This window comes from Methylobacterium variabile, from assembly GCF_001043975.1.
Classification (GTDB): Bacteria; Pseudomonadota; Alphaproteobacteria; order Rhizobiales; family Beijerinckiaceae; genus Methylobacterium; species Methylobacterium variabile.
Genome location: NZ_LABY01000020.1, coordinates 24,978 through 45,386, shown reverse-complemented (window position 1 = coordinate 45,386; position 20,409 = coordinate 24,978). Strand labels below are relative to the sequence as shown.

The 20,409-nt window shown below is 71.6% G+C and carries 21 protein-coding genes and 1 tRNA gene; 10 read left to right on the top strand and 12 right to left on the bottom strand.

What is annotated here, in order from left to right; all coding sequences use genetic code 11:
• Positions 1–181: 181 nt before the first annotated feature.
• The 3 genes from folP to folK are packed head-to-tail and all read left to right on the top strand — an operon-like array spanning position 182 to position 1,837.
• On the top strand, positions 182–967 hold the full coding sequence (folP, locus tag VQ02_RS03310) for a dihydropteroate synthase (RefSeq protein ID WP_209436970.1): 786 nt from the start codon (positions 182–184) through the stop codon (positions 965–967).
• Positions 967–1,338, top strand: a complete 372-nt coding sequence (gene folB / locus VQ02_RS03305; RefSeq protein WP_157080472.1) for a dihydroneopterin aldolase — start codon at positions 967–969, stop codon at positions 1,336–1,338. Before folP ends, folB begins: the two co-directional genes overlap by 1 nt.
• Positions 1,331–1,837 carry a 2-amino-4-hydroxy-6-hydroxymethyldihydropteridine diphosphokinase gene (gene folK, locus VQ02_RS03300; protein WP_048442730.1) on the top strand — a complete coding sequence of 169 codons (507 nt, stop codon included), beginning with the start codon at positions 1,331–1,333 and terminating at the stop codon, positions 1,835–1,837. Before folB ends, folK begins: the two co-directional genes overlap by 8 nt.
• Here the strand turns inward: folK and VQ02_RS03295 are convergent.
• The 10 genes from VQ02_RS03295 to VQ02_RS03250 form a co-directional block, all read right to left on the bottom strand.
• Positions 1,821–2,525, bottom strand: a complete 705-nt coding sequence (locus VQ02_RS03295) for an SDR family oxidoreductase (protein ID WP_048442729.1) — start codon at positions 2,523–2,525, stop codon at positions 1,821–1,823. The genes folK and VQ02_RS03295 overlap by 17 nt on opposite strands.
• A gap of 58 nt (positions 2,526–2,583) precedes the next feature.
• Positions 2,584–3,120 (bottom strand): PQQ-dependent catabolism-associated CXXCW motif protein, encoded by a 537-nt coding sequence (locus VQ02_RS03290; protein ID WP_048442728.1) that lies wholly within the window; start codon positions 3,118–3,120, stop codon positions 2,584–2,586.
• Positions 3,117–3,947, bottom strand: a complete 831-nt coding sequence (xoxJ, locus tag VQ02_RS03285) for a rare earth element methanol dehydrogenase accessory protein XoxJ (protein WP_048442727.1) — start codon at positions 3,945–3,947, stop codon at positions 3,117–3,119. The genes VQ02_RS03290 and xoxJ overlap by 4 nt, the downstream gene beginning before the upstream one ends.
• A gap of 119 nt (positions 3,948–4,066) precedes the next feature.
• Positions 4,067–4,678 (bottom strand): c-type cytochrome, methanol metabolism-related, encoded by a 612-nt coding sequence (locus tag VQ02_RS03280; protein ID WP_048442726.1) that lies wholly within the window; start codon positions 4,676–4,678, stop codon positions 4,067–4,069.
• 196 nt (positions 4,679–4,874) lie between these two features.
• Positions 4,875–6,689: a lanthanide-dependent methanol dehydrogenase XoxF5 gene (gene xoxF5 / locus VQ02_RS03275; protein ID WP_048442725.1), complete on the bottom strand. Its 1,815-nt coding sequence runs from the start codon at positions 6,687–6,689 to the stop codon at positions 4,875–4,877.
• Positions 6,690–7,117: 428 nt separating this feature from the next.
• A complete protein-coding gene (locus tag VQ02_RS03270; protein WP_425339878.1) occupies positions 7,118–8,050 on the bottom strand; it encodes a quinoprotein relay system zinc metallohydrolase 2 in 933 nt (310 codons plus the stop codon).
• Positions 8,047–8,547: a tRNA (N6-threonylcarbamoyladenosine(37)-N6)-methyltransferase TrmO gene (gene tsaA / locus VQ02_RS03265; RefSeq protein ID WP_048442724.1), complete on the bottom strand. Its 501-nt coding sequence runs from the start codon at positions 8,545–8,547 to the stop codon at positions 8,047–8,049. Before tsaA ends, VQ02_RS03270 begins: the two co-directional genes overlap by 4 nt.
• Positions 8,548–8,779: 232 nt before the next feature.
• Complete coding sequence (locus VQ02_RS03260) at positions 8,780–9,781, bottom strand: asparaginase (RefSeq protein ID WP_048442723.1); 1,002 nt, start codon at positions 9,779–9,781, stop codon at positions 8,780–8,782.
• Between the two features lie 149 nt (positions 9,782–9,930).
• Positions 9,931–10,005: transfer RNA gene (locus VQ02_RS03255), tRNA-Thr, on the bottom strand.
• A 136-nt stretch (positions 10,006–10,141) separates the two neighbouring features.
• Complete coding sequence (locus VQ02_RS03250) at positions 10,142–10,807, bottom strand: metallophosphoesterase family protein (protein ID WP_048442722.1); 666 nt, start codon at positions 10,805–10,807, stop codon at positions 10,142–10,144.
• A gap of 303 nt (positions 10,808–11,110) precedes the next feature.
• Here VQ02_RS03250 and VQ02_RS03245 point away from each other — a divergent pair, with 303 nt between their 5' ends.
• From VQ02_RS03245 to trpS, 5 genes are all read left to right on the top strand, one after another.
• Positions 11,111–12,130: a helix-turn-helix domain-containing protein gene (locus tag VQ02_RS03245; RefSeq protein ID WP_053080190.1), complete on the top strand. Its 1,020-nt coding sequence runs from the start codon at positions 11,111–11,113 to the stop codon at positions 12,128–12,130.
• A gap of 179 nt (positions 12,131–12,309) precedes the next feature.
• Positions 12,310–12,549, top strand: a complete 240-nt coding sequence (locus VQ02_RS03240) for a hypothetical protein (RefSeq protein ID WP_048442721.1) — start codon at positions 12,310–12,312, stop codon at positions 12,547–12,549.
• Between the two features lie 202 nt (positions 12,550–12,751).
• On the top strand, positions 12,752–13,390 hold the full coding sequence (locus VQ02_RS03235) for a septation protein A (RefSeq protein ID WP_048442720.1): 639 nt from the start codon (positions 12,752–12,754) through the stop codon (positions 13,388–13,390).
• Between the two features lie 66 nt (positions 13,391–13,456).
• Positions 13,457–14,191 (top strand): endonuclease III domain-containing protein, encoded by a 735-nt coding sequence (locus VQ02_RS03230; RefSeq protein WP_048442719.1) that lies wholly within the window; start codon positions 13,457–13,459, stop codon positions 14,189–14,191.
• 90 nt (positions 14,192–14,281) lie between these two features.
• Positions 14,282–15,322 carry a tryptophan--tRNA ligase gene (gene trpS, locus VQ02_RS03225; RefSeq protein ID WP_048442718.1) on the top strand — a complete coding sequence of 347 codons (1,041 nt, stop codon included), beginning with the start codon at positions 14,282–14,284 and terminating at the stop codon, positions 15,320–15,322.
• Between the two features lie 185 nt (positions 15,323–15,507).
• Here the strand turns inward: trpS and VQ02_RS36675 are convergent, their stop codons facing one another.
• Complete coding sequence (locus VQ02_RS36675; RefSeq protein ID WP_157080471.1) at positions 15,508–15,717, bottom strand: hypothetical protein; 210 nt, start codon at positions 15,715–15,717, stop codon at positions 15,508–15,510.
• Between the two features lie 169 nt (positions 15,718–15,886).
• Between VQ02_RS36675 and VQ02_RS03220 the strand changes: the two genes are divergently transcribed.
• Positions 15,887–16,588, top strand: a complete 702-nt coding sequence (locus VQ02_RS03220; protein ID WP_048442717.1) for a haloacid dehalogenase type II — start codon at positions 15,887–15,889, stop codon at positions 16,586–16,588.
• Positions 16,589–16,732: 144 nt separating this feature from the next.
• On the opposite strand, the gene clpB is transcribed toward VQ02_RS03220, so the two are convergent.
• Positions 16,733–19,369 carry an ATP-dependent chaperone ClpB gene (clpB, locus tag VQ02_RS03215; RefSeq protein WP_048442716.1) on the bottom strand — a complete coding sequence of 879 codons (2,637 nt, stop codon included), beginning with the start codon at positions 19,367–19,369 and terminating at the stop codon, positions 16,733–16,735.
• A gap of 260 nt (positions 19,370–19,629) precedes the next feature.
• Between clpB and VQ02_RS03210 the strand changes: the two genes are divergently transcribed.
• Positions 19,630–20,409, top strand: coding sequence for an MOSC domain-containing protein (locus VQ02_RS03210; protein WP_048442715.1), 780 nt, complete (start codon positions 19,630–19,632; stop codon positions 20,407–20,409).

The window sequence follows — 20,409 nt, the reverse complement described above, 5'->3', positions numbered from 1 at the left end:
GCCGGATGGTGATCGGCCGCCCCGCCGTTGCGCGTGGGCGCGGGCCGGCCTATCCCGGGTCGGTCGCCCGCCCCAGGACCGCCGCCCCAAGACCGTCCGCCGAGGATCGCCGCCCGTGACCGCGCCATCCGCGTCTTCCCTCGCCGCCCTGCTGCCGGATCTCGGCCGCCGCACCCTGGTGATGGGCATCCTGAACGTCACCCCGGACTCGTTCTCGGACGGCGGTCGCTTCCAGGACCTCGACGCCGCCCAGGGGCAGGCCGCCCGCCTGATCGAGGAGGGCGCGGCCCTCCTCGACATCGGCGGCGAGTCGACGCGGCCCGGCCACACGCCGGTGCCGGCCGAGGAGGAGCAGGCCCGGGTGCTGCCGGCGATCCGGGCGCTGAGCCCTGCCCTCTCCGTCCCGATCTCGATCGACACCTACAAGGCCTCGACGGCGGAGGCCGCCCTGAAGGCCGGCGCCCGCATCGTCAACGACGTCTGGGGCCTGCAGCGGGAGCCGGAGATCGCCCGGGTCGCGGCCCATCACGGCGCCCCGGTGGTGGTGATGCACAACCGCGAGCGCGTCGATCCGAGCCTCGACATCGTGGACGAGATGCTGGCCTTCTTCGAGCGCTCGCTCGCCATCGCCCGCCGGGCCGGCATCCCGGATCGCGACATCGTGCTCGATCCCGGGATCGGCTTCGGCAAGAGCTGGGAGCAGCACCTCGAGGCCCTGCGGCGCTTAGCTGAGCTGAAGGCGCTCGGCTTCCCGCTCCTCGTCGGCGTGTCGCGCAAGTCGGTGCTCGGGCGCATCCACAACGCCGCGACCGCGCCGGCCGACCGGCTGTACGGCTCGATCGCCGCCCACGTCACGGCCGCGTCGCTCGGGGCCGACATCGTGCGGGTCCACGACGTGCGCCCCCACGTCGAGGCCTGCCAGGTGGTCGATGCGATCACGCGCCCCGCCGCCCGCGCCGGAGCCTGATTCCGTTGGACCGCATCCTGATCCACCGCCTCGCGGTCTTCGCCCGCCACGGCGTGCTGCCGGAGGAGGAGGTGCTGGGCCAGCGCTTCTACCTCTCGCTGGAGGCCCGTCTCGACCTGCGGGAGGCCGGCTGCCGCGACGACATCGCCGCCACGGTGAGCTACGCCGACCTCGCGGGCCTCGCCCACCGCATCGCCACCGAGCGCCGCTTCCGGCTGATCGAGGCCCTGGCCGAGACGATCGCCGCGGAGGCGCTCGCCGCCTTCCCGGCGCTCCAGGCCCTCACCGTGCGGATCGACAAGCCGAGCGCCCCGGTGCCGCTGGTGCTCGACGGCATCGCGGTCGAGATCACGAGGACGCGCCGTGGCTGAGGCCTATCTGGGGCTCGGCAGCAACCTGGGCGACAAGGCCGCGATGCTCGACGCCGCGGTGGCGGCGCTCGCCGCCACGCCCGGCATCGCCGTCACGGCCCGCTCGCGCAACTATCGCACCCTGCCCTGGGGCGACACCGACCAGGACTGGTTCCTGAACGCCGCGCTCGGCATCGAGGCGACGCTCTCGCCCCACGCCCTGCTCGAGGCCTGCCTGGCGGCGGAAGCCCGCCTCGGCCGGGTGCGGGAGCGCCGCTGGGGGCCGCGGGTGATCGACATCGACGTGCTGCACTATGCCGGCGCCACGGTCTCGGACGAGCGCCTGGTGCTGCCCCACCGCTTCCTGCGCGAGCGCGCCTTCGTGCTGGTGCCGCTCGCCGAGATCGCCCCGGACCTGCTGATCGGGGGCGAGACGGTGGAGCAGGCGCTGGCGCGGCTCGACCGGAGCGGGATCGAGCCGGTGGACGGCGATCCGCGAGGCGCTACACCGACCGCGTGATCCCGCCATCCACCCGCAGGTTCTGCCCGGTGATGTAGCCCGCCCCCTCGGAGGCCAGGAACGCCACCACCGCGGCGATCTCGTCGGCGCGGCCGTAGCGGCCGAGGGGCACGCGCTCGCGGATGCCCGGCTTCTCCGGCAGGCTGTCGATGAAGCCCGGGAGCACGTTGTTCATCCGGATGTTGTCGGCGGCGTAGCGGTCGGCGAAGAGCTTGGTGAAGGCGGCGAGCCCCGAGCGGAAGACCCCGGAGGTCGGAAAGGCCTGCTCGGGCTCGAAGGCCGCATAGGTCGAGATGTTGATGATCACCCCGCCTCCCTGGCGCTGCATGATCGGGGTGACGAGGCGGGTCGGGCGCACCACGTTGAGGAAGTAGACCTCCATGCCGCGGGTCCAGTCCTCGTCCGTCATGTCGAGGAGCGGGCCCTTCGGCCCGTGGCCGGCGCTGTTGACGAGCACGTCGACCCGGCCCCAGCGCTCCATCGTGCGGTCGACGAGGCGGGCGAGGTCGTCGGCCGACTGGTTCGAGCCCGTCACGCCGATCCCGCCGAGGGATTCGGCCAGGGCCTCGCCCTTGCCCGACGAGGACAGGATCGCGACGTGAAAACCCTCCGCCGCCAGCTTGCGGGCCGCCGCGGCCCCCATGCCGCTGCCGCCGGCGGTGACGATCGCGACGCGCGCGCTGCTCATGCTCCTGCCCTCGTTCTCGCTTCGAGACCCGCCTGCATGCCACGCCGCTGCGGGCGCGTCACGGCGCCGCCGGGCTGGCCCGCTCGAGGGGCAGGCCGGCCTCGCCCCAGCCGTCGCTGCCCTCCGGATACCAGTGGACGTGCCGGTAGCCGAGGGCGAGGGCGCGCCTGGCGGCGTTCCACGACATCCAGCATGCGCGCTGGCAGAAGATCACCACCGGCCTGCCCGGATCGCCCCCGGTCGCCGTCGCCAGCCCGTGGCGGAGATAGGCCTCGGTCTGCGGCGCCAGGGCGCCGAAGCCGGTATTGGGCAGCCAGTGGGCCCGCGGGATGCTGTCGTGCGGCGCATCGCGCCAGATCGTGCCGGGCGGCAGGGCGGTCGGCCGGGGCGGGCGCGGCAGCACGTCGACGAAGGCGGCGCCGGCCCGCCACAGCGCCTCGGCCTGCGGCGTCGAGACGACCGTGGCGCCGCGCAGGGTCGCGGGCGTCGGGCTGCGGTAATCCTCCTGCCGGTAATCGTCGGGCTCCGGCGGGGCCTCGGCCCGGATTCCGGTCGCGGCCAGGACCAGCAGCAGCGCCGCGAGGACCGGCCTCACGGCTTCGCGTCGGCGGGCAGCAGCCGGTTCTCCTCCTCGTCGAGGAGCGGCACCGCGTAGTCGCGCAGGACCGCCTCGATCTCGGCCCGGCGCTTGCGGAGCGCTGTGTTGAGGACCCGCTTCCACTCGTTCTCGCCGTGCCGCACCCCCATGGCGATGCGGTAGGCGAGCGGCGGCCGGTCGGGCTCGTGCAGCAGCGGCACCACCTCCATCGCGGTGCCGCTCTGCCGGGCGAGCCAGCCGGCGGCAGGCCCCCACAGCACCGCGGCGTCGAGCTTGCCCGACGCGACGTCGGCGACGATCTCGGCCGAGACGGTCTGGTGCTTGCGCGCGGGATCGAACTGGTAGGGCGGATAGGGCTTCATCGTCGGCACGAGGCCCACCGCTCCCATCCGGTCGACCGGCGGCGTGCCGACGATGACTCCGATCGCCCGGCCCTTGAGGCGCGGGTCGTCGAGCCCGGTCACGCCGTCGAGGGTGCCCTTGCGCGAGACCAGCACATAGGCCGAGCGGTAATAGGGGTTGGTGTGCTGCACCAGCTCGCTGCCGAAGGCCGAGCCGACGATGACGTCGCACAGGCCGGTGCCGAGGGTGTTGCGCACGAAGCCCGGCCCCTGCGTGAGCCAGTAGGAGCGCAGCTTCACCTTCAGCTCGTCGGCGAGGATCGCCGCGATGCGGTTCTCGAAACCGTCCCCCTGGCGCTCGGAGAACGGCATGTTGCCGGGATCGGCGCAGACCCGCAGGGCATCGGGCGTGACGAGATCCGGCAGGGACTGCGCCCGCGCCGGAGCGGCCAGCGCGAGGCCGGCCGCCAAGCAGACCTGCATTGGCAGGCCGACGCTTCGTCTGCTCAGCGTCTCGTTGCGTCGCCGGCTTTTGCCGCCGAACCGGGAACCGCTTCTGCGGAACCCGCTTGGCAGGAGAGTCGAGGGGATCGCCCGCGTCATCAGCCGCCCAGGCACTCCTTCTCCTGCTTGCGCGCCGCCTCCGGCTTGTCCTCCTTGTCGCCCGGCCGCACCCGGCCGAGCGCCCCGGCGGCGCGAGCCTTCAGGTAGACGTAGATGTCGTCCATGTAGCAGGTGACGTTCTTGTTGTCGCCGAAGGCCGGCATGACCTTCTGGGTCGAGGCGTTCACGTCCTGCTTGCCGCCCACGACGATGCCGACGAACTCCTCGTAGGAGAGGTACTTCAGCGAATCCTTCAGCGCCGGGGCGTAGGTCGAGCCCATGCCGTCCGGGCCGTGGCAGACGTGGCACTCGGCGTGATAGCGGCGGTAGCCCGAGTAGGTGTACCAGTCGACCTTCTTGCCGGTGTCGGTGATGTGGAAGGTCGGGGTGCCGGCGGCGTCGAAGTACTTGCCGTCCTCCACCTTCGCGGCGGCGTCCTTGGCGAGCAGCTTCTCGTCGGGCTCGGCGGTCTTGTCGTTGGGGTTGAGCTGGTTGGCCAGCGCGGGGTCGGCTTTCTTGGCGTCCTCAGCATGTACGGCAACCATCGCGACGGTTGCTAGGGCGAGGCCGGCCGCGAACGGCCGCAGGACAGCTTTGCTGAGGTCACGCAACGGACGTTTCTCCCTGACATCTTTGGGCGGCCGCCGCAGACGCCGCGGCACCGCCGTCGTCATCGTCATCTAATCATGAGTGAGCCGGCGCGGGAACCCGCGCCGGCCCGGACTTAGGTCTGAGATGCTTTCGTCGGAGACCTGAGCCCGGGGCCCGTAGGCCCCGGCTCCTTCGTGCGTCGCGGTCCGCGGCCGGTCAGTTCGGCAGGTTGAAGATCGTCAGCTGGCCGCCGAGGTTGGTGTAGTTCGACAGGGCCGCGTAGCCGCCGACCGCGCCGAGGCCGGCATTCGGGTCGGTGAGGCCGGCGGCCAGACCGATGCCCGCCCAGCCGCCGACGCCCGACAGGACGGCGATGTGCTGCTTGCCCTTGTGCTGGTAGGTCATCACGTTGCCGATGATGCCCGACGGGGTCTTGAACTTGTAGAGTTCCTTGCCCGTCTTGGCGTCGACCGCCTTCAGGTAGCCTTCCAGCGTGCCGTAGAAGACCACGTCGCCGGCGGTGGCCAGCGCCCCGGACCAGACCGAGAACTGCTCGGGGTTCGACCACTTGATCTTGCCGGCGAGGTTGTCCCAGGCGATGAAGTTGCCCATGCCGCCGTGGCTGTTGGGCGCCGGGTACATCGACAGGGTCGCGCCGACATAGGGCTGGCCCGGGGTGTAGCTCACCCGGAACGGCTCGTAATCCATGCAGACGTGGTTGGTCGGCACGTAGAACAGGCCGGTCTTGGGCGAGTAGGCCGCCGGCTGCTGGTCCTTGGTGCCGAGCGCCGCCGGGCAGATGCCCTTCGAGTTGGTGTCCTCGCCGTTCTGGTCGGTCGAGTACTTGGCGACCACGAGCGGCCGGCCGTAGGTCTTCGAGGACTTGTCCATGTCGACCTTGGTGGCCCAGTTCACCACCGGGTCGAACTTCTCCGCCACCAGCAGCTCGCCGGTGGCCCGGTCGAGGGTGTAGCCGAAGCCGTTGCGGTCGAAGTGGGTCAGGAGCGGCCGCTCCTTGCCGTCGACCTTCTGATCCGTGAGGATCATCTCGTTGATGCCGTCGTAGTCCCACTCGTCGTGGGGGGTCATCTGGTAGACCCACTTCGCCATGCCGGTGTCGGCGTCACGGGCGAAGATCGTCATCGACCACTTGTTGTCGCCCGGGCGCTGCTTCGGGTTCCAGGTCGAGGGGTTGCCGGTGCCGTAATAGACCAGGTTCAGCTTCGGGTCGTAGGAGTACCAGCCCCAGGTCGAGGCGCCGCCGGTCTTCCACTGGTCGCCTTCCCAGGTCTTGATCGACGAGTCCTTGCCGACAGGCTTGCCGAGCTCGGTGGTCTTCTCCGGATCGATCTTCATCTCGGCGTCGGGGCCGACGTTGTAGGCGCGCCAAGCCTGCTTGCCGGTCTTGAGGTCGTAGGCGGTGATGTGGCCGCGGATGCCGTACTCGGCGCCCGAGATGCCGACGATCAGCTTGTCCTTCACCGGCATCACGGTGGCGGTGTTGGTCTCGCCGATCTTCGGATCGCCGTTCTGCACCGACCAGTTCACCTTGCCGGTCTTGGCGTCGAGCGACACGATGGTGGTGTCGGCCTGGTGCAGGATGACCGCACCGTCGGCATAGGCGAGGCCGCGGTTCACCGTGTCGCAGCACATCACCGGGATGACGTTCGGGTCCTGCTTCGGCTCGTACTTCCAGATGATCTTGCCATCCTGGTTGAGGTCGAGCGCGTAGACGATGTTCGGGAACGGCGTATGCACGAACATCACGTCGCCGACCACCAGCGGGGCGCCCTCGTGGCCGCGCAGCACGCCGGTCGAGAAGGTCCAGGCCACCTGCAGCTTGTTGACGTTGCCCGTGTTGATCTGGTCGAGCTTCGAGTAGCGCGTGTTGGCGTAGTCGACGGTCTGCAGGACCTGCTCGGCCGGATTGGCCGAACGCTTCAGCACGTCGTCATTGGCGAGGGCCGAGGTCAGGGCCGGGACGACGCCGAGAATGCCTGCACTCACCGCAAGGAGATGGACCGCTCTCATGGATTCCTCCGACAGGTGCATTCCGCCGCCCGCCCCGGACGGGACGCAACGGACCGATTCCTGTTGTTTGCGTTTGGGGACGTCGATGGCTTCGGCAGCGTGTCACAACCGGCTGCCAGCGAACCTGGCGCGAGAGGGGCCCGGGCGGGCCTTGCCGTGTCTGCGAACCGAACACCGCCTTCCCCTGGCGGCACCGTTGAAACCGAAGCTTGAAGGAACTCTAAGAGAAAATAGGACGCCGTCAACACACCAACCCGCCGCAGGCCCGCGACTTCGGACCGCGAAATTCATAACTAAGGTATACATCGCCCTGTGCGTTGCAGAGCAACATGAAAATTGTGCTATGCAACATCAACCGGATGTGTAGGGCGGCATTCGCGGGGCGGCAAGAGAGCTTCGCGGGTCGCGGCGGAATCGTGGGGCGCCGGCTACTCCCACTCCAGCTCCTGGTAGGCGGCGGTGGCGTTGCGGGGATTGAAGTCGTCGAACAGGGCCCAGTCCCGCGCCGCGCCGGCGGCGGCGCGGCCGGCCTCCCCGATCGGCGTCCCGTCTCGCACCATCGCCCGGACCTGCATCTCGAGGTCCGCGAGGTAGCGGGCGATCGGGCCTGCGGCGGCCGGCCACGGGACGGCGGCGGGGCCGTGGCCGGGCACGACCCGGGCGGCGGGCCGCGCGCCGAGCCGGCGCAGCACCGCGATCCAGCCGGAGAGCCGCCCGTCGAGGGCCGGCACGTGGCCGACGAACAGCAGGTCGCCGAGGAACCAGGTGTCGGTCGCCTCGTCGCGCACCGTCAGGTCGCTGTTGGTGTGGGCGGTCGGCCAGGCCTCGAGGTGCAGCACCCGCCCGCCGAGGTCGAGGCCGAGGGTGTCCGAGACCAGCCGCGTCGGGGGCACGATGCGGGTACCTGCGAAGTCTGGGCCGATGAGGTCGGCATTGGCCCGCAGGTATCCTTCCGCCCGCGCCGCCAGGGCCTCCGGCAGGGCCTGGTGACCGACGAAGGTCGTCCCCTCCCCGGCGAAGGCGGCGTTGCCGAGCACGTGGTCGGGATGGACGTGGGTGTTGATGACGTAGCGCACCGGCAGGGCGGTGCGCTGCCGGAGCGCCGCGAGGAGGCGCTGCCCCGCCCGCAGGCTGCCGCCTGTGTCGATCACCGCGACCGCGTCGCGGCCGATGACGAAGCCGACATTGGCGATGGCGCCGGCATTGCCGCGCCCGGCGAGGGCGTAGGGCGCCGCGTAGACAAAGATCCCGGGGGCGACTTCCTGCATCGGGAGAGGCGTCGCCCCCTCCGGCGCCTCTCCGGCCCGGGCCGGGCCCCCGAGGAGAGCCAGCAGGAGGACGAGGGCAGCCGCCGCCCTCACGCCTCGGTCCCGATCTCCGCGTCCCCGGGCTGGGGGGGCGCCAGGGGGGTGAACAGCCGGCGGTCGGGCTTGATGTCGAGGAGCGGCGTCCCGTCGAGGCAGTCGAGGCCGCGCACGTGCAGCACGCCCTCCTCGACCCCGATCAGCGTGACGATGCTCGTGCCGATCGGGTTAGGCCGCACCGGCGAGCGCAGCGAGAAGGTGCCCCGGGTGGTGCCGTCGTTGGCCGGGCTCTGGCGCACCAGGTCCCGCCGGGAGCGGTCGAGCCAGTAGAGCACCTCGAGGCGCTCGTAGAGCGCGACGCCGTCCAGGGCCTCGCGCCAGGGGGGAAACACCTCGATCCGGCAGGCCGGCCCGTCCGCCCGGCCCTGGCGCGGGCAGCCGAGGCGGTCGGTCCAGGGGGTGCGGATGCGGCCGATGAAGACGAGCCCGGCATCCGTCGGGCTCGGCGCCTCCACCGCGACCTCGCCAGCCCGGATCTCGTTCAGGCGCACCATGCGGCGGCTCCCTCCCCTCGCGAGCAGGCCGGGCCTCGACGGAGGTGTTCAGACTGCGCCGGCCCGACCTGCCGCCGGACCGACCCGCGGGGGCAGTCGCCAGGTCCGGCAAGGGAACCCTAAGCCGACTTGCGGGGGCAAGCCAACGCTTCGTCCGCCGATGTCCCGGGCCTGTCGCAGGTTTTCGCCGCGAAACCGGCCGCTTCCCACCTCGAAGCGCCCCGGCCCGGCGTCAGTAGGTGGCGAAGATCTCCGCCAGGGCGGCGGGGTCGCGGGTCACCGTGAGGGCGAGGGCCAGCAGGATGCGGGCCTTCTGCGGCGTGAGGTTGTCGGCGCTCAGGATGCCGAGCTCGGCGAGCCGGGTGGTCTCCGGCACCGCCCCGCTGCCGGCCCGGGTCGACTGCACCACCGTCACGCCGGCGGCGACGGCCCTCCCCAGGGCGTCGGCCTCGGCCGGCGGGGTCATGCCGGGGGCGAGCCCCGCCGAGACGAGGCCGCGGGCGCCCGCCGCCACGAAGGCCCGCACCGCCGTGCCGTCGGCATCCGCGTAGGCGTAGGAGATGTCGACCCGCGGCAGGGCGTCGAGGGCGCGGATGTCGAACGGCGTGCCGGGGGCGTGGCGGCGCTCCGGCCGGCGGTAGTAGCGCACGTGCGGGCCGTCGACCTGGCCGAGCACGCCGAAATCCGGCGTCCGGAAGGTCTGGAGCCGGGCGACCGAGGTCTTGGTCACCTCGCGGGCGGCCTGGATCTCGTCGTTGAGCACCACCAGCACGCCCCGCCCGCGGGAGGCCGGCGCCGCCGCCGTGCGCAGGGCGGCGACGAGGTTGAGGCCCGCATCGCTCGACAGGGCGCTGATCGGCCGCTGCGAGCCGACCAGCACCACCGGCAGGTCGACGGTCAGGGTGAGGCCGAGCGCGTAGGCGGTCTCCTCCAGGGTGGCGGTGCCGTGCCCGATCACGATGCCGGCGAGGTCCGGATGCTCCGCCGCCAGCTGCTCGCAGAGCAGGACCAGCCTCCGCCAGTCGGAGAAGCCGATGCCCGGGCTCGTCACCGCCCGGTAGCGCACCGGCACCACCTCGGCCACCGCGCGGACCTCCGGCACCCGCGCGAGGATCTCCTCCGCCTCCAGGCGCTCACCGCTGGCGGTGTAGTCGAGAATGTCCAGGCCGTCCCGGCCCACCGACGAGATCGTGCCGCCGGTGCCGATGAAGGCCACCTTGGGGAGTGCGGTCATGCTGATGATCTACCTCGTGCTCGCGCCCCCGGCCATCGCCTTGGCAGGATCCGTGCCGCCCGGCGCCTCGCGTGACGGACTGCCGCTGAGCGGGCCTCGACGTCTCGGGCTCGCCACGTCGGGGCTCGTACTGGTCGGTCCGGGATGGCTGGTGCCGGCGGAGGGGATCGAACCCCCGACCTTCGGTTTACAAAACCGCTGCACTACCGCTGTGCTACACCGGCGAGGGCCTGCAAGCCCTTGAAACGCAAACACGAGCTGCCCGACGACGGGCGGGTCTTTAGAGCCTCTGGGCGTGCCTGCGTCAAGGCGCAAAATCCGGCCCGCCCGTTCCTGTTCCGTTTCCGGCGAACGCGCGGATCAGGCGCGCTGCGACTGCAGGAACGCGATCGGGCCGGGGTGGATCCGGTCGAAGACGGCGGCCGTCAGGCGGCCGGTCCGCACCACGTCGGTGTCGAGGTTGGTGCGGTACCGGTGGATGTCCGGGGTGCCCGTGCTGCACGGCGTGTGCCCGTGGACGACGTGCTTGCCGAAATCGTACTCGGCGGACAGGAACGGCTCGCGGATCCACAGGCGGGCCTTCACGCTCGGATCGATGCCGGGACGGCCCGGCCGGAAGCCCGCGTGGACGTAGTAGCGCAGGGCGTCCTCGTGCACGGTCTTCAGCCCGGCGATCCAGCCCAGCTCCGGCGCCGGAAGGTCCGCGGCGCGCGCGACGCCGTAGGATTCGAGGGTCCGGCGGCCCCCGGTCCTGATCCACTCCTCGGCCCGGCGCGGGTCGTGCACGGCCCGCAGCAGGGCCGATTCCCGGTTGCCCATCAGGCACACGATCGCGTCGGGGTCCTGCGCCTGGAGCCGCCTGAGGATGCCGATCACCCGGGCGCTCTCGGAGCCCTTGTCGATGTAGTCGCCGAGGAAGACCAGCCGCCGCCGGCCCGCGCCGTGCGCCTCGATCCGGTCGAGCAGGCTCTCGAGCGCCTCCGCGCAACCGTGCAAGTCGCCGATGGCGTAGGTCAGCTCGTCCATGGACGTGTCGGTTTTCTCAGACGATGAGCGGCGCATGCGATCCAACCCGCAGCTGTCGTCGTCGTCGACCCCGCAGCGGAAACCCGGGACGGCTGGTCGAGAAATCGAGACGAGGTCGCGTCCGGCACTCCGTCAGCACCCCGGCCTGGCGCCGCACGGACATCCGGGCCGGCGCCGTCCTCGAGCGGGGCGAGGCGCAACGCTGGGGCGTCGGAGCCGGCGGGGAACGGAGGCGCTTTCGTTCTTGCCTGTCGCGGTCTTCTCGCCTTAACGCCTTGGTGTGACAAGACGATCGAGTGAGCTATGCCTGAGGAAGTAGCCAGGTCCCGCCGCGAGGCGGGCCTGCGGTTCTCGACCTGTGCCGCCGCTCCGTCCGGGCAGGACGGGTTCGGCGCGTATCACGACCTCTACGCGATGGTGGCGGATGTGGTGCGGCTCGACGGCGCCTTCGCGGTCGAGGTCACGGCCCAGCGCCTCCACGGCATGATCCTGTTCGACCGGCGGATGCAGGGGGTCGCCCACGTCCGCTCGCCCCGGCGGGTCGTCCGCGACGGCTTCGACCACTTCACGGCGCAGCTCGTCCTCGACGGCGCCCTGGCGGTCGGCACGCCCGGGGGCGTCCGGACCGCCGGGCCCGGGGAGATCGCCCTCATCGACATGAACCGGCCGATGGAGACGCGCGCGGCCTCGGCCCGCGTGCTCACGCTGTCGGTTCCCCGCGGCGAGGTCGAGGCGGCCATGCCCGAAACCGGGCGGCTGCACGGCGCCGTCCTGCCGCAGGACCGGTCCCGCCTCCTCGCCGGCTTTCTCGGCTCGCTCCTCGGCGACCTGCACCTCCACGGGCCGGGCGACCGCCAGCGCCTCGCGCGGGTCACCTCGGAACTCCTCGGCCTCGCCCTCTCGGGCCACGACCCGCAAGGGGCGGAGGCGGTGCAGACGGCGACCTCCGCCGCCTGCCGCCGGCGGGCGCGCCAGTACATCGACGCCCACCCGGCGGCCACGCCGGACGCGGTGGCCAAGGGCATCGGCGTGTCGCGCTCCGTGCTCTACCGCGCCTTCGAGCCGAGCGGCGGCGTCGCCCGCTACATCCGGACCCGTCGGCTGGCGCAGCTGCGAACCCTGCTGGCGCAGCCGGACGAGGGCGGCCGGATCGCGGATCTCGCCTATCGCTGCGGCTTCTCGAGCGAGTCCGATTGCAGCCGCGCCTTCAAGGTGGCCTACGGCCTCTCGCCGAGCGAGTTCCGGCGCCTCGGGCGGGAGGAAGGGGGGCAAGACGCCCTCCCCCGGCAGAGCTTCGCCGGCTGGTGGAACGACCTGCGCTGAGGCGGCGCGAGGCCGGCACGCGGGGTCGTTGCTGCGCTGCAACATGAGGTCGCAGCCTTCGACCTTCGTCCAATCCTGGCACGCGAATCGCTCCCGTCTCGCCCGTCAGCGCGGCGCGAGCGTCCGTCCGGTCCCGGATCTCCGCCTGACTCGGATCGCGAGCGGCCGGTGGAGGTGGCATGGCGGATTTTCTCACCGTCGCGCTGGTCTGCGCCAGCACCCTGGCGGCACCGGATTGCTCGCGCGAGACGGCTCTCGACGTGGCGGTCGCTCCGGCGCCCACGCCGACGGCCTGCCTGATGCAGGGCGAGACCCTGGCGGCGCAGAGCGGCTTCCTGCGCGGGCGCGAGACCTACCTGAAGGTCGCCTGCGAGCGCCGCCGCACCGCCGCGCTCCGGACCGAGGCGGAGGCCCGGTAGGCGTTCGGGGTCGGCCGCGGCGGATGACCGGCGACGGCCCCGGGGCAAGGGTGCGAGGTAACGGTCCGGGGCAAGGGCCGGGGATGGATCGATCGGCCGCGGCGGTCTATGGCCTCGCGTGCCGTTGCGCGAGGCGCCGCGCGGGTCCACCTGTACCGTGAGCCGACCGCACGCGCGTCGAGAGGAGCGTCGCCCCCGCCCCATGCAGATCGAAGCCGTCCCGCCGCAGGTCCACCTGCCCCCCCTCGCCAAGCTCGCCCTGGAGCTGGGACCGCTCGGGGTGTTCTTCCTCGGCAACGCCTACGGCGACCGGCTCGGGTTCGCCGCCGACCAGCGCCTGTTCGTGGCGACCGGCCTGTTCATCGCCGCGACCCTGGCGGCGCTGGCGGTCCACTACGCCTGGGTGCGGCGGCTGCCGATCATGCCGCTCGTCTCCGGTGCCGTCGTGGTGGTGTTCGGCGGCCTCACCCTGGTCCTGCAGGACGAGCTGTTCATCAAGCTCAAGCCCACGATCGTGAACAGCCTGTTCGGGGCGGTGCTGCTCGGCGGCCTCGCCTTCGGCCGGCCGCTGCTGGCGCTCGTCCTCGACAGCGTGTTCGACCTGACCCAGGAGGGCTGGCGCAAGCTCACCTTCCGCTGGGGGCTGTTCTTCTTCGTGCTGGCGGCGCTGAACGAGGTGGTCTGGCGCACGCAGACCACGGATTTCTGGGTCGGCTTCAAGGTGTTCGGCATCATGCCGCTCACCATTGCGTTCGCGCTGGCCCAGACCCCGCTGCTGCTGCGCCACGAGCGCAAGAAGGACGAGACCGGGGCGGCGCTGCCCAAGTCGGAGCAAGCATAGGCCCCGTCATCCGGGACGTGGTGCCGCACCCGGAACGGGAGCGGGGCGCCGGGGATTCTCGTCGTCATGAGCCCCGCGCCCGCCGACCTCGCCGAGAAGGCCCTCGCCATCCACCGCCGCCTGTGCGGGGTCTATCACTGCCCGATTCCCTACTTCCACGACCTCGACCCGGTGAGCGAGCTGATCTCCTCGCTCCTCTCTCACCGCACCCGCAACGCCGACTCGGGCCGCGCCTTCAAGGCCCTGCGGGCGCGCTTCAACGACTGGGACTCGCTCGTCACGGCGCCGACCGAGGAGGTCCAGGCGCTGATCGCCGGGGTGACCTGGCCGGAGCTGAAGGCGCCGCGGATCCAGGCGGTGCTGCGCGCGGTGCGGGAGCGCGCCGGGAGCCTCGATCTCGGCTTCCTGCGCGAGATGCCGGTGCCGGAGGCCCGGGCCTGGCTCGAGGCGATCCCCGGGATCGGGCCGAAGACCAGCGCGGCGGTGCTGTCGTTCAGCGCGCTCCGGATGCCGGCGCTGCCCGTCGACAGCCACCATCACCGCGTCGCCCAGCGCACCGGGCTGATCGGCCCGAAGGTCGATGTCGGGCCCGCGCACGCCATCCTCCGCGCGCAGCTGCCGGCGGACTGGGACGCGCAAGCCCTCTACGACAACCACGAGGTGCTGATGCTGCACGGGCAGCGCTGCTGCTTCCATCGCAACCCGGCCTGCGGGACCTGCGCCGTGCTCGATCTCTGCCCCACCGGGCAGGCCCGGACCGGGTCGCGCGTGCCGCGGGAAACGGCCGCGCTTCACCCCTGATCCCTCGCGCTTGACCCCCCTCCCGGAACGGTCCAGAACGCCGCGCCCGCGGGACCGTCACGGCCCTCGGCAGGGGACGACGACACCACGATGCCCGCGTTCAAGGAACTGGTCTTCTCCGGCGTCCAGCCGACCGGAAACCTGCACCTCGGCAACTATCTCGGCGCGATCAAGCGCTTCGTCGCCATGCAGGCGCAGTTCGAGTGCCTGTACTGCGTGGTCGACCTGCACGCCGTCACGGTCTGGCAGGACCCGGCCGAGCTGACGCGGCAGATCCGCGAGGTCACCGCGGCCTTCCTGGCGGCGGGCATCGATCCGGCGCGCTCGGTGGTGTTCAACCAGAGCCAGGTGCCGCAGCACGCCGAGCTCGCCTGGATCTTCAACTGCGTCGCCCGTCTCGGCTGGCTCAACCGCATGACGCAGTTCAAGGAGAAGGCCGGCAAGGACCGCGAGAACGCGAGCGTCGGCCTCTACGACTATCCTGTCCTGATGGCGGCCGACATCCTGGCCTACCGCGCCACCCGCGTGCCGGTGGGCGAGGACCAGAAGCAGCACCTCGAGCTGACCCGCGACATCGCCCAGAAGTTCAACAACGACTTCGCGGGCGCGATTCGTGAGCAGGGCCACGGCGAGGCGTTCTTCCCCCTCACCGAGCCGCTGATCGGCGGGCCCGCCGCCCGGGTGATGAGCCTGCGCGACGGCACCAAGAAGATGTCGAAGTCGGATCCCTCCGACTACTCGCGCATCAACCTGACCGACGATGCCGACGCCATCGCCCAGAAGGTGCGCAAGGCCAAGACCGACGCCGAGCCCCTGCCCTCGGAGATCGCCGGCCTCGAGAAGCGGCCCGAGGCCGACAACCTCGTCGGCATCTTCGCGGCGCTCAGCGACGCGAGCCGCGAGGACGTGCTGCGCGACTACGGCGGCGCCCAGTTCTCGGCCTTCAAGGGCGCGCTCGTCGACCTCGCGGTGGCCAAGCTCGGGCCGGTCGGCGCCGAGATGAAGCGTCTCGTCGCCGATCCCAGCCATATCGACGCGGTGCTGGCCGATGGCGCCGCCCGGGCCGAGGCGATCGCCGCTCCCAATATCGCCGCCGTCAAGGACATCGTCGGCTTCGTGCGCCGGCGCTGAGCCGCGGCCGACCGAAGCCTGTCTCTGTCAGACATCGGACCGAACGGCGCGGTCCGATGTCAAGTCTTCGACAGATCATGTCATCCGCGGGTGGCACGAGGCCTCGCATTCGCCGCCTGCGGTGACTTTTGCGGGAAATCCAGCCCGCCGGTGCGACGCCTGCGTGCGTCCGCGAAAAGTCTTCGTCACATCTTGCCGCTGGCCTTCAGCTGTGTCAGCCGGTTCACGGCCCGCTCGGCCGAATCGTCGCGCTGCATTGCCTGCTCCCACTCCTCGATCATCGTCGGCCGAGTGCGCAGCTTCTGACGCAAGGTATTCATCTCATCGCGCAGGATGGTGTTTCGCATTACGGTTGCGTGCTTCGGGTGCGGTGGTGATTTGCGGCTGGTCGACATGCGGCACATGCTCTGACGGCATCGTTAACAGATGGTGTACGACCGCCGGATCCGGGCCCTCGGGCGGGCCCGCTCACCCGATGGTGATGCTGCAGGGGCCATGGGCTTGAAGCGCCGGCGCCCGGACCGATAAGCCGGAGCGGCACGACCAACCCGGGAGGCGGCCCGCATGGCGATTCAGGCTCTGATCTTCGACGTCTTCGGCACCCTGCTCGACTGGCACGGCGGCGTCGCCCGCGAGGCGTCCCGCCTCCTGGCGCCGTTCCGGCCCGACCTCGACGGCGGCGCCTTCGCGCAAGCCTGGCGCGACCGCTACCAGCCCGGCATGGAGCCGATCCGCCAGGGCGCCCGGGCCTATGCCGACCTCGACACCCTGCACGGCGAGAGCCTGGAGGGCGTGCTCGCCAACCTGGGGCTCGGCGAGGCGGTGCCGCCGGAGGTCCGGCGCGAGCTGGTCCTCGCCTGGCACCGGCTCGACGCCTGGCCCGAGATACCCGACGCCCTCGCCGCCCTGCGCGACAGGTACCTGCTGGCGCCCTGCTCCAACGCCCATGTCCGGCTCGCCATCGCCCATGCCCGCCGCAACCGCCTGCCCTGGGACGCGGTGCTCGGCGCCGAGTTCGCCCAGGACTACAAGCCGAAGCCCGCCGTCTACCTGCGCGCCGTCGAGGCGCTGCGGCTGCAGCCGGACGAGGTGATGATGGTGGCGGCCCATTCCTCCGACCTCGCGGCGGCCGCCGCCTGCGGCCTCGCCACGGCCCACATCGCCCGCCCCGACGAGAGCGGCCCGGGCACCGGCGAGTCGGCGCCCCTGGTGCCGGTGGATGTGTCGGCCTCCGACCTCGCCGACCTGGCCCGCCAGCTGACATGAGAAAGGGGCCCGCCTCCCCGAGGGAGGCGGGCCCCTGAGAGGGCGGTGGTGGGCCCGAGCGGGGTTGCACGGCGCAACCCCGCTCAGCGGCGTGTCTGGCGTCGCTCTCGTCGCCGAACCGGTGACCGCCTCGGCGATCGATGCTTAGTTCAGCAGGGCGTTCGCCGGCCGGCGCTCGGTGGCGACCGCCTGGTCGCCGATGAACAGCCCGGCGGGTCCGAGGCGCACCGGCACCGTCTCGCCGTCATGGACGTTGCCGGCCAGGATCTGCTCGGCGAGCGGATCCTGCACCGCCTTCTGGATCACGCGCTTGAGGGGTCGCGCGCCGTAGGCGGAGTCGTAGCCCTTGTCGGCGAGCCAGGCGCGGGCGTCGGGCTCGATGTCGAGGGTGATCTTGCGGTCCTCGAGCAGCCTGGCGAGGCGCCCGAGCTGGATGTCGACGATCGCCCCCATCTCCTGCCGCTGCAGCCGGTGGAAGAGGATGATCTCGTCCACCCGGTTCAGGAACTCGGGCCGGAAATGGTGCCGCACCACGTTCATCACGTCGTCGCGCACCACGTCGGTGTCCTGTCCCTCCGGCTGGGCGACCAGGTACTCCGAGCCGAGGTTCGACGTCATGACGATCAGGGTGTTGCGGAAGTCGACCGTCCGCCCCTGCCCGTCGGTGAGCCGCCCGTCGTCGAGAACCTGCAGCAGGACGTTGAACACGTCCGGATGCGCCTTCTCGATCTCGTCGAACAGCACGACCTGGTAGGGCCGGCGCCGCACGGCCTCCGTCAGCGCACCGCCCTCCTCGTAGCCGACATAACCCGGAGGCGCGCCGATCAGGCGGGCCACCGCGTGCTTCTCCATGTACTCGGACATGTCGATGCGCACGAGGGCGGTGTCGTCGTCGAACAGGAAGCCGGCGAGCGCCTTGGTCAGCTCGGTCTTGCCGACGCCGGTCGGGCCGAGGAACATGAACGAGCCGATCGGCCGGTTCGGGTCCTGCAGCCCGGCGCGGGCGCGCCGCACCGCGGTCGCCACCGCCACCACCGCCTCGTGCTGGCCGACGACGCGTTTGCCGAGCGCCGCCTCCATCCCGAGCAGCTTCTCGCGCTCGCCCTCCAGCATCTTGTCCACCGGCACGCCGGTCCAGCGCGAGACCACGCCGGCGATGTGGCTCGGCGTCACCGCCTCCTCCATCATGCCCGAGCCGTTGCCGCGCGTCCCGTCGGCGCCGCGCGCCTCGATCTCGGCCAGCTCGCGCTCGAGCCCCGGGATGATGCCGTAGGCGAGCTCGCCCGCCTTCTGGTACTGGCCCTGGCGCTGCGCCGCCGCGAGGTCGTTTCTCGCCTCGTCGAGCTTCTTCTTCAGCTCCGCCGCGCGGCCGAGCTTGTCCTTCTCGGCCTTCCAGCGCGCGGTGATCGCGGACGACTGCTCCTCGAGGTCGCCGAGCTCCTTCTCCAGCCGCACCAGCCGGTCGCGGGACGCGGCGTCGGTCTCCTTCTTCAGGGCCTCGGCCTCGATCTTCAGCCGCACGATCTCACGGTCGATGCTGTCGAGTTCCTCCGGCTTCGAATCGACCTGCATGCGCAGGCGCGAGGCCGCCTCGTCGACGAGGTCGATCGCCTTGTCGGGCAGGAAGCGGTCGGTGATGTAGCGGTTGGACAGGGTCGCGGCGGCGACGAGCGCCGAGTCCTGGATCCGCACGCCGTGGTGCTGCTCGTACTTCTCCTTGATGCCGCGCAGGATCGAGACCGTGTCCTCGACGGTCGGCTCCGAGACGAAGACCGGCTGGAAGCGCCGGGCGAGCGCCGCGTCCTTCTCGACGTGCTTGCGGTACTCGTCGAGCGTGGTCGCGCCGACGCAGTGCAATTCGCCGCGGGCGAGCGCGGGCTTGAGCAGGTTCGAGGCGTCCATCGCCCCGTCCGCCTTGCCGGCCCCGACCAGCGTGTGCATCTCGTCGATGAACAGCACGATCTGGCCTTCCGCGGCGGTCACCTCCGACAGGACACCCTTCAGCCGCTCCTCGAACTCGCCGCGGTACTTCGCGCCGGCGATCAGCGCGCCCATGTCGAGGGCGAGGAGCTGCTTGTCGCGCAAGCTCTCCGGCACGTCGCCGTTGACGATGCGCAGCGCCAGGCCCTCGACGATGGCGGTCTTGCCGACGCCGGGCTCGCCGATGAGAACCGGGTTGTTCTTGGTGCGCCGCGACAGCACCTGGATGGTGCGGCGGATCTCCTCGTCGCGGCCGATCACCGGGTCGAGCTTGCCCTCGCGGGCCGCCTCGGTGAGGTCGCGGGCGTACTTCTTCAGCGCGTCGTAGGCGTTCTCGGCCGTGGCGTTGTCGGCGGTGCGGCCCTTGCGCAGCGCATTGATGGCGCCGTTGAGCGAGGCCGCGGTGACGCCCGCCGAGGCCAGGATCCTGCCCGCGTCCGAGTCCTTCTCGACGGCGAGCGCCAGCAGCAGGCGCTCCACCGTGACGTAGGAGTCACCGGCCTTCTCGGCGGCCTTCTCGGCGGTGTCGAACAGGCGCATCAGCTCGCGGGTCGCCTGCGGCTGCGAGGCGCCGCCCGACACCTTCGGCTGCTTGGACAGCCAGGCTTCGGTCTGGGCCAGGGCCACCCGCGACTGACCGCCGGCGCGGTCGATCAGGCCCGCACACAGGCCCTCGGGGTCGTCCAGCAGCACCTTGAGCACGTGGGCGGGGCTCAGCTGCGGATGGCCCTCGCGCAGGGCCAGCGCCTGCGCCGCCTGCACGAAGCCCCGCGCCCGCTCGGTGTATTTCTCGAAATTCATGCGTTCGCTCCTCCTCGGCCGGTCCTCCCGCCCTCTGACAAGGCGACGGGGGACCGAAAGGTGCCCTCGCGCGTCGGCCGCGCGCCGGGCGCCGGCCCTTCCAGGAAGCCGCCGGCCCTCCCCATGTGGTGTGACATATCGGTAACACAAGGGGCCGGGGCCGCGATTTGCGGGCGTGGGGCATGCGGCCCGGCGATGGCTTGGCCGCAGGGCGCCGCGGCCCGATTTCCAGCGGGTGCGATTTCGGCTACCCACGGGCCATGACGACCGCCGCCCTTCAGGTCACCGCCCTTCACCGCTACCCCGTGAAGGGCCTCTCCCCCGAGCCCCTGGCCTCGGCCGCGCTCGCGGCGGGCGGCTACTTCCCGGGCGATCGGCTGTTCGCCGTCGAAAACGGCCCGAGCGGCTTCGACCCCGCCGCCCCGGTGCATCAGCCCAAGATCAAGTACCTGATGCTGATGCGCAACGAGGCCCTGGCGCGCCTCTCGACGTCCTACGACGACGCCACCGGCGTGCTGACGATCCGCGAGGGCGACCGCGAGGTGGCGCGCGGCGACCTCGGCACCCGGGAGGGGCGGCTTTCCATCGAGGCGTTCTTCCGCCGCCACATCCCGAAGGAGCTGCGCGGCCCGCCGAAGGTGCTGGCCGCGCCCGAGGGCTACCGCTTCACCGACTCGCGCAGCGGCTTCGTGTCGCTCATCAACCTGGCGAGCGTGGCGGCGGTCGAGGACATGGTCGGGGCGCCGGTCGATCCCCTGCGCTTCCGCGGCAACCTGCACGTGACGGGCCTGCCGGCCTTCGCCGAGCTCGACCTCGTCGGCGCGACGCTCACGACCGAGGGCGGCCTGCGCCTGAAGGTGACGAAGCGCATCGTGCGCTGCGCGGCCACCAACGTCGATCCGGCGACGGGCGAGCGCGACCTCGCGATTCCCGCCGCTTTGCAGAAGAACCTCGGCCACGCCGATTGCGGGGTTTACGCGGAGGTGATTGCGGGGGGCGAGGTGCGGCCGGGGGACGGCCTGCGGTTGGAGCCGGCCTGA